The organism is Stenotrophomonas sp. TWI1183 (assembly GCF_039673115.1).
Classification (GTDB): domain Bacteria; phylum Pseudomonadota; class Gammaproteobacteria; order Xanthomonadales; family Xanthomonadaceae; genus Stenotrophomonas; species Stenotrophomonas maltophilia_AA.
The window spans coordinates 101,134-116,799 of record NZ_JBDJKZ010000010.1; the positions used below are offsets into that span (position 1 = coordinate 101,134).

At 63.7% G+C, this 15,666-nt stretch carries 8 protein-coding genes; 7 read left to right on the forward strand and 1 reads right to left on the reverse strand.

What is annotated here, in order from left to right; all coding sequences use genetic code 11:
* Window positions 1-50: 50 nt before the first annotated feature.
* The 7 genes from ABE434_RS11350 (at window position 51) to ABE434_RS11380 (ending at window position 13,943) form a co-directional block, all read left to right on the forward strand.
* The gene (locus ABE434_RS11350) at window positions 51-2,381 is read left to right on the forward strand and encodes a winged helix-turn-helix domain-containing protein (RefSeq protein WP_346478904.1); all 2,331 of its coding nucleotides are present in this window, start codon (window positions 51-53) and stop codon (window positions 2,379-2,381) included.
* A 114-nt stretch (window positions 2,382-2,495) separates the two neighbouring features.
* Window positions 2,496-3,377 carry a helix-turn-helix transcriptional regulator gene (locus tag ABE434_RS11355; protein WP_176988275.1) on the forward strand — a complete coding sequence of 294 codons (882 nt, stop codon included), beginning with the start codon at window positions 2,496-2,498 and terminating at the stop codon, window positions 3,375-3,377.
* Window positions 3,378-3,445: 68 nt separating this feature from the next.
* A complete protein-coding gene (locus ABE434_RS11360) occupies window positions 3,446-6,310 on the forward strand; it encodes a TonB-dependent receptor (protein ID WP_346478905.1) in 2,865 nt (954 codons plus the stop codon).
* A 179-nt stretch (window positions 6,311-6,489) separates the two neighbouring features.
* A complete protein-coding gene (locus ABE434_RS11365) occupies window positions 6,490-6,693 on the forward strand; it encodes a hypothetical protein (RefSeq protein WP_346478906.1) in 204 nt (67 codons plus the stop codon).
* Between the two features lie 455 nt (window positions 6,694-7,148).
* Window positions 7,149-12,527: a hypothetical protein gene (locus ABE434_RS11370; protein WP_346478907.1), complete on the forward strand. Its 5,379-nt coding sequence runs from the start codon at window positions 7,149-7,151 to the stop codon at window positions 12,525-12,527.
* The gene (locus ABE434_RS11375) at window positions 12,524-13,474 is read left to right on the forward strand and encodes a peptidoglycan DD-metalloendopeptidase family protein (RefSeq protein WP_346478908.1); all 951 of its coding nucleotides are present in this window, start codon (window positions 12,524-12,526) and stop codon (window positions 13,472-13,474) included. The genes ABE434_RS11370 and ABE434_RS11375 overlap by 4 nt, the downstream gene beginning before the upstream one ends.
* Window positions 13,475-13,481: 7 nt before the next feature.
* The gene (locus tag ABE434_RS11380; RefSeq protein WP_346478909.1) at window positions 13,482-13,943 is read left to right on the forward strand and encodes a hypothetical protein; all 462 of its coding nucleotides are present in this window, start codon (window positions 13,482-13,484) and stop codon (window positions 13,941-13,943) included.
* A gap of 502 nt (window positions 13,944-14,445) precedes the next feature.
* On the opposite strand, the gene ABE434_RS11385 is transcribed toward ABE434_RS11380, so the two are convergent.
* Complete coding sequence (locus ABE434_RS11385) at window positions 14,446-15,564, reverse strand: HDOD domain-containing protein (RefSeq protein WP_346478910.1); 1,119 nt, start codon at window positions 15,562-15,564, stop codon at window positions 14,446-14,448.
* Window positions 15,565-15,666: the final 102 nt, after the last annotated feature.

Genomic DNA, 15,666 nt, shown 5'->3' on the forward strand with positions numbered 1-15,666 from the left:
TGTGATGAATGCTGCGTTCCCGTAGTCCTGCATTCACTCGTGTCACCGGAATGATCATCAACGACAGTGAGCGAACGTCAGCCGATGTAGTCCGAATCGGCGATTGCACCGTCATTCTTTCCTCCCGGGAAGTGATGGTGGTGGGCGTGCGTCGCCCGCGCCGGTTGACGCCCAAGGCGCTCGGCGTATTGAAGGCATTGATGCGCTCACCGGGCGCCGTGGTGACCCGCGACGAACTGTTCGCCGAGGTCTGGCCGGATACGCTGCCCACCAACGACGTGCTGACCCAGGCCGTCACCCAGCTGCGCAAGGCCTTTGCCACCGACGAAGAGGCCGGTACGGCCTATATCGAAACCATCGCCAAGACCGGCTATCGCCTGCTCGTGCCCGTGAGTGCGGTCGAGGAAGTGCGGGGCCTGGCGGTGGACGGCGTCGACCCCGATGCGCTGGATGAGGCCACGCTGCTGCCTCCGGCTACCGCGCCGTCGCGCAGGCGCATTGACGGCCCGCTGCGTCGTCAGTGGCGCCGCACCCGGCGCTACATCCTGCTCGCCATCGGCGTGGCGATGTTGATCGCCCTGCTGGTCATGGCGGCCCTGCTGGTACAGCGCGAGCGGCCCACGACGGCCGTGGACGCCGCGATCGAGGACGGCACCCGGGTGATCGGCAGCCCGCAGCGGCCGTACCGGCTGATCACCGCCACCTCGGGCTTCGAGACGTATCCCACGCTGTCCCCGGATGGTTCGCAGGTCGCCTATGAGGCCGATACGCCGGCACGTCAGGGCAGTGTCATCAAGGTGCAGACCTCCGGCAACGCGCCGGCACGCGTCCTGATGGACACGCCGGCCACATATTCAGACCGGTTCCCGAACTGGTCGCCCAACGGGCGCGACATCGCGTTCGCGCGGTTCGGTCCGGGCGGCAGCTGCGAGGTCATCATCGCCAGCGCCACCGGCGGTGCGCTGCGTCATGTCACCCGCTGCGATGGCACCGAGCTGCTCAGCTTCGACTGGACCCCGGACGGTCGTGGCCTGCTGTTCGGCTCACTGTCGGGCAAGTACGCGCATCGCGGCATCCGGACCCTGAACATCGCCAGCGGCAGCTGGACCGCCCTCGACTACACGATCGATGCGGACAGCTTCGAGTACGCGCCGCGCTATTCGCCCGACGGGCGCTGGATCGTGTTCGTGCGCAATCCGCAGGTCGGCGATCTGTGGCGGATCCCGGCAGAGGGCGGTACGCCGGAACAGCTCACCAATGATTCCGCCGAAATCCGCGGCTGGGCCTGGCGCAGCGACAGCCGCCACATCGTGTTCGGCCGCCGCGTGGACAGCGAAGCGCGGCTGTATGAACTGGACACGCGCACGCGTACGCTGCGCGACCTGGGGCTCGACGATGCCCAGGCGCCAGCGTTGTCGCGCAGCAACAACATGCTGGCCTTCATGCACCGCCGTGCGCAGTTCGGGCTGTTCAAAGTGCCGATCAACGCCGACGGCCCGGGCGCGCCCGAACGCCTGTTCGCCTCGGGCGGGCGCGATGCACAGCCGATGATCGCGCCGGACGGCCGGCAGCTGGTCTTCAGCTCCAACCGCTCCGGCAGCTATGCGCTGTGGTGGGCGGACCTGCAGCGGCCTGAATCGCTGCGGCCGATCGAAGGCCTGCGCCCGGAAACCCGCCAGATTCCGGACTGGTCGCGCGATGCCCGCCATCTGCTGGTGCTGGGGCGTGATGAACACGCCAATCCGGCCATCTTCGAGGTTTCCCCGCGCGACGAGCAGACCGTGCGCCTGGCGGTGCCGGTGGCGCAGCCGCTGCAGGCCCTGTACGGGCAGCGGCCGGAACAGCTGCTGGTGGTCGAGCGCGATCGCGACGAACGCATGCGTCTGTCGCTGTTCGATCGCACCGCCACGCCCTGGCGCCTGCTCGGCAGTATCGAGGGCGTCTCCCAGGCGCGCTATGACGTGGCGGGCGAACGCGTGCTGTTCACCCGCCTGTCGGCCAGTGGCCTGTGGTCCGCCGATGCCGCGCTGACGCCGCAGAGCATCCGCCAGGTGCGCAGCGACCAGCCCTCGCGGTGGCGGTACCGCGCGTGGACGGTCTCCGGCACCGGGCAGATCGATTACCTCTCCAACCGCGCCGACTGCGCCACCGTGTTCGCCCGCCTCAGCGCGACCTCGGGCGACGGCGCGCACTGCCTGGACGCGGATCGGCTGGGCACCGGCAATGGATTCAGCGCAAGTCCGGACGGCAGTGCGGTCTATGTGGCCCTTGCCGTCGCCGATGGGTCCGACATTGGGGTCATGAGCCTGCCTGAAGCGACCTCGTCGTTCTTCCCGGCCTTCTCCAACCTTCTGTTTATGAAGGGAAAAGACCCTTCGTAAGTTCTTCGTGAGGTTGTCGTGGCGAATTCGGATCAATCTCGCCAAGACGTCCTGAGGGCAGTGGCCTGATTTGGCAAAACTGCACGCCAGCAAAGGCAAACTCACGGTGCAGTCATGCGTCAGCTCTCCCTGGCCGATCGCGGTCAATCTCTTTCCCTGGACAAGGCCATCGACGATGGCGCGTTGCCGAACTGCCTGGGCGTTGCCCGGCTGGGCAGCCTGCAGACCGCCGGCACGACGTTCACGGTCTGGATGCAGGTGCGTGGCAGCGCATGGGTGGAATCCAAGGAGGGCAAGTTCCGTCTGCGCCAGCGTGAGTGGATCGCCTTCGAGAAGGACTCCAAGCCGATGGTGCAGGCCGGGCGTGATGGCCTGTGCATCGGGTTGAGCCTGTCGCCGGATGCGCTGCGCGCGCTGGGCGAACTGGCCGACTGCAATCTCTACGCGGGCCGCGGCACGATGACGCGTGGCGAAATGCGCGTGGCGATGCGCCTGTGGCGTGACGCACTGACCAGCGACCGGCCGATGCAGGGCCTGCGCCCGGCGTTGCTGCACCTGGCGGCGCTGCAGCAGGGCATGGCCACCGGCGTGCAGCGTTGCCCGGGCCGTTCGCGCAGCCGCAAGCGGCAGGTGTTCGGGCGCATGCAGCGTGCGCGCCTCTATCTGGAGGGAAACAGCCACCGCGTGGTGCGCATCGGTGAACTGGCCGAGCTCACCAACTTCTCCAGCTGGTACCTGTCCAAGACCTTCCAGAGCCTGTACGCGGAGAGCCCGCAGTCGCTCTCGGCGCGCCTGCGCCTGGAGCGTGCAGCCGATCTCCTGCGTGATACCGACATGATGGTGGGCGAGGTGGCCGCAGCCAGCGGGTTTGACAACTGTTGCAGCTTCGCACGGGCGTTTCGGGCCCGTTTCGGGTTGTCCGCGTCACGCTACCGTGAGGCAGGTGCGAACCTGTCGCCAGAGTCGGCAAAGTCTTTGGTTGCATCACGCAAATAATTAGCTGCAACGCAATCGTAACTTTCCGAGGCGGTTTAACACGCTACTAACGTACCTCGGAGAGATAAATGAATTTTCGTACTCCTGCAGTGCGGCTGGGCCTTCTGCCCGCCGGCATTGCGCTCGCGCTCGTGCCGAGCTTTGCCTCGGCGCAGGAAGCTGCTGCCGGCACCACTGACCTGGACCGTATTTCGGTCACCGGCTCGCGCATCCGCGGCGCCAACATGGAGACCCAGCAGCCGATCCTGACGATGACCCGTGAAGCCCTGGAAAAGCAGGGTTACACCTCCGTCGCCGACGTGCTGCAGAACATGACGTCGGCCGGTTCCCCGGCCATCTCGCGTTCGGAATCGCTGGCCTCGGGCGAGGACGTGGGCGGCTACTACGTCGACATCCGCAACCTCGGCGCGCAGCGTACGCTGGTGCTGATGAATGGCAAGCGCCTGGGCGCATCCACCTCGGGCCTGCAGGACCTGAGCCAGATCCCGATGGCCGCCATCGAGCGCATCGAGATCCTGAAGGACGGTGCCTCGTCGATCTACGGCTCCGACGCCATCGCCGGCGTTGTCAACGTGATCACCCGCAAGCGCGTGGAAGGCGGCGAAGCCAGCGTCTACTTCGGCCAGTACGGCAAGGGCGACGGTTCGACCAAGCAGTACTCCTTCACCCTGGGTTCGGAAGGCGAGCGTGGTGGCATCACCATGGCCGCCGAGTACTACAAGGCCGATCCGGTCTGGGCGAACGATCGCTTCTTCAGCCGTGACGGCAATGCCGGTCCGAACTACCCGGGCTCGGGCAACAGCCCGATCAACCAGAACGGCGCGTTCTGCGAGCCCTGCCTGACGCCGGACCTGGAAGAAGGCCAGCCGGGCTACGTCGGTTCGGCCGACCAGCGCTGGTTCACCCTGCGCGAAGGTGGCGACCCGACCAATCGTGCCGACTACCGCGCCGAAACCTCGGCTGATCGCGTCAATGCCAACCAGCAGATGATGGTTCAGACCGGTATCGAGCGTAAGTCCGTGTACGTCAACGGCAACTACGACCTGACCGATTCGATCACCTTCAACGCGGACGTGCTCTACAACGAGCGCACCACGGACCAGCAGATCGCCGGCTACCCGTACCAGTCGCAGGCCTTCGGCACCCAGCTGTCGGCTGACAGTGCGTTCAACCCGACCGGCACCGACCTGGACTTCCGTCGTCGCCTGTGGGAAATGCCGCGTACCACCGAAAGCCAGCTGAAGACCCTGCGCTTTGCGCCGACCGTCAGCGGCTTCTTCGAGTTCGGCGGCAAGACCTGGGATTGGGACGTCGGCGCGCTGTGGAACCGCAACGAATCGACCAAGACCGGCCATGGCGACATGAGCCTGATCGCGGCTCGCCAGGCGCTGGGTGCTTCCTACATCGACGGCAATGGTGTTGCGCAGTGCGGCTCGCCGGGTGATGCAGTCTCCGGCTGCCGCCCGTGGAACCCGCTGCTGCCGTACGGCGTGGCCGGTCAGGGCTCGCTGGCCGATCCGGCCACGCAGGCCTTCCTGTTCCCGTACTTCACCGACACTGGCTACACCAAGACCACCAGCTACACCGCCAACCTGTCCGGCTCGCTGTTCGAGCTGCCGGCCGGCGAAGTGGGTATCGCGATGGGCGTGGAGCACCGTGAAGAAGAAGGCCGTTTCTCGCCGGACGCGTTCGCGCAGTCGGGTCAGTCGACCGGCCTGGGCGCTCAGACCACCCAGGGCAAGTACGAGCTGGACGAGGTCTACCTGGAACTGAACGTGCCGATCCTGTCGGATATGCCGTTCGCCAAGGAACTGACGTTGAACGCTGCCAGCCGTTACTCGGACTACAGCAACTTCGGCGACACCATCAACTCCAAGTTCGGCTTCACCTGGCGTCCGCTGGATGAACTGCTGGTGCGTGGTACCTACGCCCAGGGCTTCCGTGCTCCGTCGATCAACGATCTGTACGGCGGCCTGAACAGCAGCTTCGAGTCGTACACCGATCCGTGCGGCATCACCGCGCCGGGCAGCGTCAACGGCAACGCTTCGTGCTCTGCTGCTGGCGTGCCGGTGGGTTACACCCAGGTGGGCCAGGGCCTGACCCCGTGCACCGCGACCCCGTGCGCGACGCCGGACCAGTTCATCTCCGGCTCCAACGAAAACCTGAAGCCGGAAACCTCGAAGAGCACCACCTTCGGCATGGTCTGGAGCCCGCGTTGGGTGCAGGGCCTGGACATCTCGCTGGATTGGTACAAGTACGAAATCAGCGACATGATCATCGCTGACAGCGTCGACCGTATCCTGCGCGAGTGCTACGTGGCCGGTGACGCATCGCGTTGCGCCAGCCATACCCGTGCAGCCGATGGTCACATCAACTCGATGAACTACGGCCTGGCCAACCTGGGCCGCATGGAAACCGAAGGCTACGACCTGGGCATCAAGTACCGCCTGCCGGAACTGTCGATCGGTCAGTTCGCCATCGATTGGCAGACCAGCTACCTGTCCAAGTACGACGAAGAAACCCAGAATGGTGAAGGCAACACGGTCATGGAAGGCAAGGTTGGCGACGCCGGCCTGTTCCGCGTCCGTTCCAACGTCGGCATCACCTGGTCGCGTGGCGACTTCGGCGTGTCCTACATGGCCCGTTACTACTCGGGCATGAAGGAAGACTGCGTCGCTGCACGTCCGTGCACCCTGCCGGACCGTTACGTCAACGGCGATGCAATGCCGGTCCGCAAGACGGGTTCGAACACGTTCCACGACCTGCAGGTCAGCTACAACGCGCCGTGGGATGCCACGATCGCGCTGGGTGCGAACAACCTGTTCGACAAGCAGGGCCCGATCATGTTCACGCAGCCGAACTCGAGCTTCGCCTACTACGGCGGCTTCGACATCGGTCGCTTCCTGTACATGAAGTACACCCAGCGCTTCTGATCCATCGAAGCATTGGTGCGAAAAAAAGGAGGGCGGACCGCAAGGTCCGCCCTCTTTGCGTTGTGGGGTAGGGAAAATCTGAGTTTCAGCGAAGGGTGATCCGCCTCACGTTTCGAGCGGAAATGCAGTTGATACCGTCAATTGGTCCAATCGTGGACGATTGAGAGATCGATATGAAAATGACGCTCGCTCAGAAGCTCGCCGCCGTGTTCCTCGGCACCATCGCCCTTTCCGGCAGCGCATCGGCCGGCCTCATCGTGTGCCAGGGCGGTCGCTACTGTGAACAGCTGCGCCTGGAGTGCATCGCGTCGGGCCAGCATCTGCCGGCGTATTGCGAGGCACTGTGGCGCGACTGCGTGCTGGACGCCTGTCCGCAGCGCTGAAACGACGATGGCGCGCCACAGGGCGCGCCATCCTTTGAGAACGCTTTACCCCACACTCAGGCGTCGCTGGCGACCAGCCCATCAGCCCATTGGCGTGATCGCGCCACTGCGGCAGCGTTGATCGGCTGTCACCTGTCCATGAAGTATCCCCGACGCTTCTGATCCATCCAGTCACTTGTGCAGAACGACAGAGGGCGGGCCGCTGGGTCCGCCCTCTCTTCATTAGTCCTCCCCCACGAGTCCCACACCAATTGCAGATTTTTCTGCAGTTCAACTCAAGAAGTTCCGTCATTCCAAGGCGGCGACCTCCGATGTAATCGCTGCATTCCGATCGCTAGCGTGTACATCAGGCAGTGGCGCGGCCGGTGCATCCAGCGTGGGGGCTTGGAATGGAAGGGAATCGCAGCAGGTCGACGTGTCGCCGCCGCAAGAGTGGTGGGGAAGGTGGGGCGCAGATGTCGTGGTGGCAGGTGTCATGCAGCGCCTTGCTGGCGCTGTTTGCCGTGGACCATGCACACGGGTTGACACCATTGATGCCCTATCAGGAACATGCGAAGAAAATTCGATCAGCGCAGGAAGTCGCGCCGCTGACTTCCGACCTGTTCGGGGATTCCATCAGCCAGTACAACGGTTCGACCGAATTCTCCATCGTCGATGTTGACCTGCCAGGCAACAATGGCCTGCCGGTTCAAGTGAAGCGCCGCTTCAAGATCGAGCCGCGCTCGGACCTGGAGAACTTCGGCGGCTTTGGTGTGTGGGATCTGGATATTCCCTACATCCATGGAACCTTCGACGGTCAGACGAAATGGAACGAATGGAGTTCGCCCAGTCCTGATCGCCGGCGCTGCACGCCGGGCAGATGGGGGCCACCGATTCCCTATCCGCCGTTTGATATCGGCGACTTCTATTCGGGCATCCGCATCCACTTGCCTGGCGTGGGCGATCGGGATCTGTTGGGGGTCGACTTCCGCAATCCCCATCGTCCCACCGACGGGGCCAGCTATCCGTATGTCGCGCAGGATTTCACCAGCGTCACCTGCGTTTCCGGGACCACCAACGGCTACCCCGGCGAAGGCTTTGTGGTGGTCACCTCCGACGGAACGCGCTACACCCTCAATGCCGGTCGCGAGCGTGGCGGCGGCAGGCTCTCCAAATACCTGGTGAGTTCGATCGGTGCGAACCTGCGCACTCGCGGCCGCACCCAGGTTTTCCTGATGGCCAGTCGGGTCGAAGACCGCCATGGCAACTGGGTCAACTACCACTACAACGACGATCGACTGGTCACCATCGAATCCAGCGATGGGCGTCGCATCGACCTGGGTTACAGCGGGAACACCATCACGCAGGTCACCGCGCATGGGCGGACATGGCGCTACGAGTACGCGCCGGTCACGTTCGGTCTGAACCTGCAGAATCATTTACTGACCCGGGTCACACGTCCGGATGGCTCCGCGTGGAAGTACGGGTACGAAGACACGGATGGGTGCACGGGGGTGGGCATGGGCTGTCCCGGCATGCTCGGGCCGGAGTATCACCAGCTGGACGTCAATACCATCAATGATCGCAACTGTCCGGAGCCGTTTCCGGCAGAAGATCGCTTCACCTTTACTGCGACGCATCCCTCGGGCGCAACCGGTCGCTTCCGCTTTGGATACCACCGTCGGCATCGCACTGCTGTGCCGTTCGGAAGTTGCGTTGGCAGCCCGATCCCGTTGTCGCCGCTGTTCGAATACACCCTGCAGATTCCGGACTATTTCGATCTCTACGCGATCCAGGACAAAACCCTGGCTGGCCCTGGAGTGGCTGAACAGACATGGTCGTACGGGTCCAGTGGACCCCAATGCCGTCATGGCAACAACTGTCCCGACCGCAAGACCACACGTATCTGGCAGCCGGACGGCTCGATCTCCGAGCAGATATTCGGCATCCGTTATGGCGTCAATGACGGCAAGCTGCTGGAATCGCGCACCTTGGCTGCGGACGGGAAGGTGCTTCGCTCCGAGGTGACCACTTACGTCAGCAACGAAGAAGCACCCGCACAGCCCTTCCCGGATATCTATGGCACCAGCCACTACGGTCCCGATGATCCGATGGCGGTGCGATTGCGACCGGCCCGGAAGACAACGATCCAGCAGGACGGGGCCACCTTCCAGCACACGGTGAGCGCCTTCGATGCGTTTGCCCGTCCCATCCAGGTGACCAAGGCCAGCAGTCTGGACTACGGAAAATACCTGCGCAGGGAGACCACCACCTATCACGACAACACGGCGAGGTGGACATTGGGTCAGGTCCGCACGCTGACCCAGACCAGTCCGTCCCCGGAAGTGCAGGTCTCGCAGACCGATTACGACACGGCCGACCGGCCTTGGCGGCAGTATCGGTTCGGCCTGTTGCAGCAAAGCCTCGGCTACCACGCCGACGGAACGGTAGCGAGTGTGCAGGACGGCAACGGCAATACCACCACGCTGTCGGGGTGGAAGCGTGGTGTCCCGCAGTCGATCCGGCACGCCGATGGCACCGTGCAGGCAGCAAGCGTGGACGACCACGGCTGGATCCGTTCGGTGGTCGATGAGAATGGCCATGCCACCCGCTACGACTACGACGCAGCCGGCCGCCTGACGCGGGTTGACCATCCCACCAACGACAGTGTCGCTTGGCAGCCAACGCTGTCCCGTTTCAACGTGTCCGACACGGCCAGATACGGCCTGCCCGCCGGCCACTGGCAGCAGACGGTCAGTACGGGGGCTGGTCGCCAGGTCACCTACTTCGATGCTTTATGGCGGCCGGTGGTCGAGGAACGATTCGATGCCGCCGATCCAGACGGTACCGCGAGCCAGACCGTGCACCGTTACGACCTGCTCGGGCGCAAGGTGTTCCAGTCCTATCCACTGCGTGGGCTGGGATCGCACGCCGATGCCATTGGTGGCACCCGAGCGGCCTTCGATGCGCTGGGCCGGGTCATTCGCCAGGAGCAGGACAGCGAGCTTGGCCCGCTGGTCACCACCACCGAGTACCTGGCAGGTTTCAAACAGCGGCAGACCAATCCGCGTGGCCGTTCCACCACCACCAGCTACCAGGCCTACGACCAGCCCGAAACACAATGGCCGGTATCGATCGCTCATCCCGAGAGCGCGTACACCGATATTTCCCGGGATCCATTCGGTCTGCCGGTTTCGATACGCCGCCGCAGTGCCGCCGGTACCGTGGCAGTGACCCGGCGCTACGTCTATGACCCGTATCGGCGCCTGTGCAAGAGCATCGAGCCGGAGAGCGCGTCCACCGTGATGGACTATGACGCGTCCGGAAACATGCTCTGGCTGGCGGCCGGGTTGAGCCTGAGCGACCCGGCGCAATGCAATGCCGCCGAGGCGGCCAGTTCGGGGCGTGCCGTGCATCGCCGCTACGACGTCCGCAATCGATTGACCGCCATGCTGTTCCCGGACGGCAACGGTGACCAGCAGTGGAGCTACTGGCCGGATGGGCAGGTCCGCGCCATCACCACACAGAACGACGCCATCGCGGTCACCAACACCTACGGTTACAACAAGCGGCGGATGTTGACCGATGAAAGCGTGGCCGAGACCGATGGGGTGAGCTGGGCCATTGGCTACGGCTACACGGATACGGGGGCGCTGGCCGAGCACGTCTATCCATCGGGTCTCCGCATCGCATACGCCCCCAATGCGCTGGGGCAGCCGACCCGGGCGGGTGCGTTTGCGACCGACGTGCGCTACTTCCCCAACGGTGCCATGGCGCGCTTCACGTATGGCAATGGCGTAGTGCACACACTGCAGCAGAATGCGCGCGGCTTGCCCGAACGGAGTCGCGATGCCGGTGTCGAGGCAGTGCTGGATGACAGCTACGACTACGACGGCAATGGCAATGTTGCCGCCATCAGCGACGGGCTGCCGGGCAGCCGCGGCAATCGGGACATGCAGTACGACGGTCTGGACCGGCTGACCGCAACCACCTCGCCGATGTTCGATGAGGCGCGCTATCGCTACGACGTACTGGACAATCTTCGGGCGGTCCAGATTGCCGGCCGCGATCACGCCTATCACTACGATGCGCGCAACCGCCTGACCAACGTCCAGCAGGCAGAGGGCGGGGCGACCGTCATCGGCCTGAAATACGACACCCAAGGCAATCTGGCGACCAGGAACGGGCAGGCCTATCGGTTCGATATGGGCAACCGACTGCGCGAAGCCGTGGATCAGGAGCGCTACCGGTACGACGGCCATGGGCGTCGTATCCAGGCCGACCACCCCACGCTCGGAAGCATTACCTCGATGTACGGGCAGGATGGAGTGCTGCGGGCCCAGCACAACACGCGTCAGGCGCGTTCCATCGACTACGTCCTGCTCAACGGCAGCCAGGTCACCCAGGTCGAAGGCACGATCGTGCCTGCGGCGCCCACGCTGACGCTTCCTGGCTACAGCACTGATGGAAGCTACGGTGTCCAGTGGAGTGCGGTCACCGGTGCGGCGAGCTACGAGTTGCAGGAATCCGAGTCGAGTGCGCCCTGGCAGGTGGTCTTCACCGGCAGCGGGCGTGAGCATCCGGTCACTGGCAAAACGCAAGGCCACTACCGGTATCAGGTCCGCAGCTGCAATGCCGCCGGGTGCGGCCGCTGGAGCACAAAGGCCGCCCTCTTCGTCCGCCGTCCTCCCAGTCCTCCCTCCGCGATCACCGTGCCGGCCATCGGTGTCAGCGGCAACTACCGGATCCGCTGGCAACCGCCGATGCCACGCGAGACGGGGCCGACCCGTTATGTGCTGCAGGAGGTCCGCGCCGGCGGCGCGTGGACCGATCAGTACGATGGCATCGCGCTGGAGCATGCGTTCACTGGCAAGCCGGCCGGCACCTACCGCTACCGCGTGATGGCGTGCAATCCCTATGGCTGTAGCAGCCACCTGGAGGGCGACAACCCGCTGCAGGTGATCTATCCGCCACCGGTTCCGGGTGGCTTGACCGGCCCGGCCGAGAGTCTTACCGGCGGCGTCACGCTACGGTGGTCGGCCAGCACAGGTGCCTCCCACTACCAGTTGGAAGAAGCGCTCAACGGGGGCAGCTGGACCCAGGTGCACAACGCCCCCACCACCCGGGTCACCCTCAAAGGTCGTCAGACCGGCACGTATCGGTATCGGGCCGTCGCCTGCAACAACGTCGGATGCAGTAAGCCCTCCGCCGTCCACGCAGTGGTCATCATCGTGCCGCCGCCTGTCGCCCCGAAGTTGAGTGTCCCCACCCGCAACACAACAGGGCGTTTCAGCGTGACGTGGGGGGCGTTAGCGCATGTCACGCACTACCAGTTGCAGGAGCGCCGCGATGGGATTTCCAGCCTGATCCACGACGGCCGCGAACGCTCCAAGGCGTTGGCCGGAAAAAGATCGGGTGCCTGGGGCTATCGCGTGCGTGGCTGCAACCGCGCTGGTTGTGGCCCGTACTCCGCGCAGGCCGCCGTGCGGGTGCTGCGGACGCCGGACGTGCCGAGCATAACCCTGTCGACCAAACTGCAGACCAGTCATTCGCCGATCAAGATCGCCTGCAGTGTCAGCTGGACACCGATTGCGTATGCGAGCCGCTACCAGCTGTACGCCTACGCCAATGGGCAGCTGTACCAGCAGCAGTACGACGGGCCGAACACCTCCGCCGGCGGCCTGTGGCTGAACAATCAGCCGCCCTACTCGAAACAATGCGCGACGGGACATGTAGTGCGTGCGTGCAATGCCACCGGCTGTTCGGCCTGGTCCGCACCGGTCACGCAACGCGTGGACATCATTCCCACCGACCCCGGCAGCGGCATTCCGATCCGTTTCAGGAAACAGCCATGAACGCGCGCTGGAAGGCCCTCGTCGCGTGCCTGGTGCTGATGCTTGCCAACCGTGCAGCGCAGGCATCGGCGCAGGAAACGGTCAAATACATCCACACCGACGCACTGGGTTCCATCGTTGCGGTTACGAATGCCAACGGCCAGGTGATCGAGCGCCGCGCGTATGAACCCTACGGTGCGCAGTTGCTCCCGGACATGCAGGACGGCCCTGGTTATACCGGGCATGTGCAGGATGCGGCTACTGGCTTGGTTTATATGCAGCAGCGTTACTACGATCCGCAGATCGGGCGATTTCTAAGCGTGGATCCGGTTACCGCATATGAGAACCCGAACCATCATCTCAATCGCTATCGATACGCTAATGACAATCCGTATAGATTCATTGATCCGGACGGTCGCTGCCCCAAGGTAACAGGCTCTCATATATGCAACGGTGCCAGCACTGGCTCAAGGTTGGTAACCATCGCCGGGCCGGCGAGCGTTCGTGCTGGTGATCAAGTGCCAACACCTGGGCTGACGGATCGGCCAATTCAAGGCAATCTAAACAGCCGAGACTTAAAAACGGCAACTGCTGATGGTGGATTTGATCCGACTGGGTCGCGGAAACTGCGTAGTAATGGTGCTCGAAGACACCAAGGAGTTGATATCGCCGCAGATACCGGAGCGCCTGTAGTGGCGGCAGCAGGTGGGATTCCAGTGAACCGAAATTCTCCAGCCGGATATGGCATCTACATCGATATAGATCACGGGGGTGGACTGAGTACTCGCTATGCTCATCTTCAATCATCGATGGTGGAAAATGGTCAGTATGTTCGAGGAGGGGAGAAGGTTGGAGAGGTCGGGAGGACTGGGAACCTCTCTCCTACTACTCAGTCTCACCTTCACTTCGAAGTTCGGCAGGACAACGTTCCACAGGATCCAAACTATTGGTTTCGATATGATTACTAGACATCTGATGAAGTCCAGTTTAATTTTGGTTCTCCTTTGGATCGCCTTGCCGGGATACCCGAAGGTTGGGGAGGCGATCGCCAGTGAGGAGAGGCTTGCACCGATGGAAATGGGCGGGGTTGCTATCGGCATGAAGCGGAAGGAAGTGCTGTCGTTGCTGGGCAAGCCTGCAAGTCAACGGGTCTTTGAGAATTTCATTGTGCTGGAAGTCGTATATCCCGACTTGGCTATAGGCTTCGATGAGAGTGACGCTGTGTCGGAGCTTCAGGCACGAACATCGAAAGTCTGTTTGCTGAAGAGAATATGTCGAGGAATGGCATTATCGGAGATGCAGTCCGAGCTTCGAAGGCATGGCTACATCTTCAATGTGATTGGCGATGTTCTTTACGTTAATGGAGATGGATGTTGGGGGGAGGCGCGTCTATCAGGTGGTAAGGCGCAGTCAGTTCGCGTTCTGTGTTCTCCGTGAATGACGCGAACGGCGTGGTTGTTACGAGATGAGTTCATGAGAGTTTCCCGCGCAATTCTCCTGTCTGTTACGTCGGCACGTTGAGTTCCGTACATGCCAGCGGAACCAAATTTGGGCGACACCAAGTGAGCGAATTCCTGGCGTAAAACCATTGGTGATCGCTACTCCACAGCGTGTTCTGACCATAAGGAAGTGGGGCTTGAGTGTGGCTGGGAACTACCTGTCCTCGTTGGCGAAAGGAGGGGCCCTCCATCGTCTTCGATCTGGAAAGGATCCCCGAAGACTGGCGATGAGAGCTCCTTGGTCCGTGCGAGGGCCGTCTCGATCAACTTGGCCAGGTAACCTCCACCGGCACGCGGCGAGCGGCGTGTATGTAGAAGCACTCTTCCACAGGGAGCGAAAGAGCGACGGCCTCGCCCGCCTTCGCCCCCCCGTCAACAAAAAAGGCGGACCCCACCGGGCCCGCCTCTCATCACTGCAACGCCGCCCGGCACCCGCCGGCTTACGACTCCGCAGCCACCAACCCCATCAGCCCATTGGCGTGATCGCGCCACTGCGGCAGCTTGTTGAGCACGCCAGCGCGCTGCAGGTATTCCTCGTCGACCGGGTCGCCATTGATCAGCGCCAGCGCCACGTGCACCGCGCCGGTCACCCAGAAGCTGCGGGTGTTCGAGCGTTGCGGCTGCAGGTGGAAGGCCACGGCCTCGATGATCGGCATCGGCAGGCCCCACAGTCCCAGTAGATAGGCACCCGCCTCGGCGTGGCCCGGGCGATCGTCGGCCGCGTCGTCCGGGGTGCGCTCGTTGCGCACACCCGGCAGCAGCAGGCCGATGTCCGCCAGCAGGGCGGCGGTCGCGCCGAGTTCCGCGCTGGAGTCGGGCAGCAGCTTGGCGGCCAGGCGCGAAGCCAGCAGCGCGCGCTGCTGCAGTGAGTTGCGCTCGGCCCCGGACAGCGGCTGGGCGGAAAACACTTCGCTGGCCAGTACCAGGTCGCGCAGCGTCGACAGCCCCAGGCGGGTCACCGCCGTGCGCAGGTCGGAGATGATCCGGCCATTGTTGAAGAAGGCGGAGTTGGACAACTGCAGCACCTTGGCCGCGATGGCCGGGTCGGCCGCGACCAGCTTGGCCACGTCGGCGGTGTTGGTGTCGTCGTCGTGTTCCAGCGCCTGGGTGAGGGTCAGGTACAGATGCGGCGGGGAGGGCAGCTTCTCGATCCGGCCGATGGCGCTGCGCAGGCGCGCGCTGTCGAGCAGCTCGCGCAGCTCTTCCAGGCTGGTCAGGGCCTCGAGCAGTACTTCCGGGGCCAGCGGCATCGGAAGGAAGCGATGGGCCACGCCGATCAGGCGTGCCGGCGGCGGGCGGTTGCCGTGCTCGGCATCCACCAGCGCGATGCGGATGGTCTCAGGGCGCAGCGTGCGGATCTGGCCGAGCAGCGTGGTGGCGTTGAGATCGGGCAACTGCGGGCACACGATCACCGCATCCACCGGCGAACCGGCGACGATGCCCATGGCGCTCTGGCCATCGGTAGCGGTCAGTGGTTGCCACTCTTCCCCAAGATCGGCAATGAATTCCAACAGCTCAGCCGACAGGCTGGCTTCGTCCCCAACAAGCAGAATGCGCACGACACGGTCCCCTGGCTGACCACGGTGAAACGCACCGTGGACGGTGTGAAGAGACGCAATGTACCCAATCCGGCACGAATAGTGATGTGCCGCATTGAAAAA

Bases quoted from the DNA above. Each gene is read 5' to 3' on its own strand.
- ABE434_RS11360 (WP_346478905.1), top strand. From the start codon at position 3,446: ATGAATTTTCGTACTCCTGCAGTGCGGCTGGGCCTTCTGCCCGCCGGC.
- ABE434_RS11380 (WP_346478909.1), top strand. From the start codon at position 13,482: ATGAAGTCCAGTTTAATTTTGGTTCTCCTTTGGATCGCCTTGCCGGGA.
- ABE434_RS11375 (WP_346478908.1), top strand. From the start codon at position 12,524: ATGAACGCGCGCTGGAAGGCCCTCGTCGCGTGCCTGGTGCTGATGCTT.
- ABE434_RS11350 (WP_346478904.1), top strand. From the start codon at position 51: ATGATCATCAACGACAGTGAGCGAACGTCAGCCGATGTAGTCCGAATC.
- ABE434_RS11370 (WP_346478907.1), top strand. From the start codon at position 7,149: ATGTCGTGGTGGCAGGTGTCATGCAGCGCCTTGCTGGCGCTGTTTGCC.
- ABE434_RS11365 (WP_346478906.1), top strand. From the start codon at position 6,490: ATGACGCTCGCTCAGAAGCTCGCCGCCGTGTTCCTCGGCACCATCGCC.
- ABE434_RS11355 (WP_176988275.1), top strand. From the start codon at position 2,496: ATGCGTCAGCTCTCCCTGGCCGATCGCGGTCAATCTCTTTCCCTGGAC.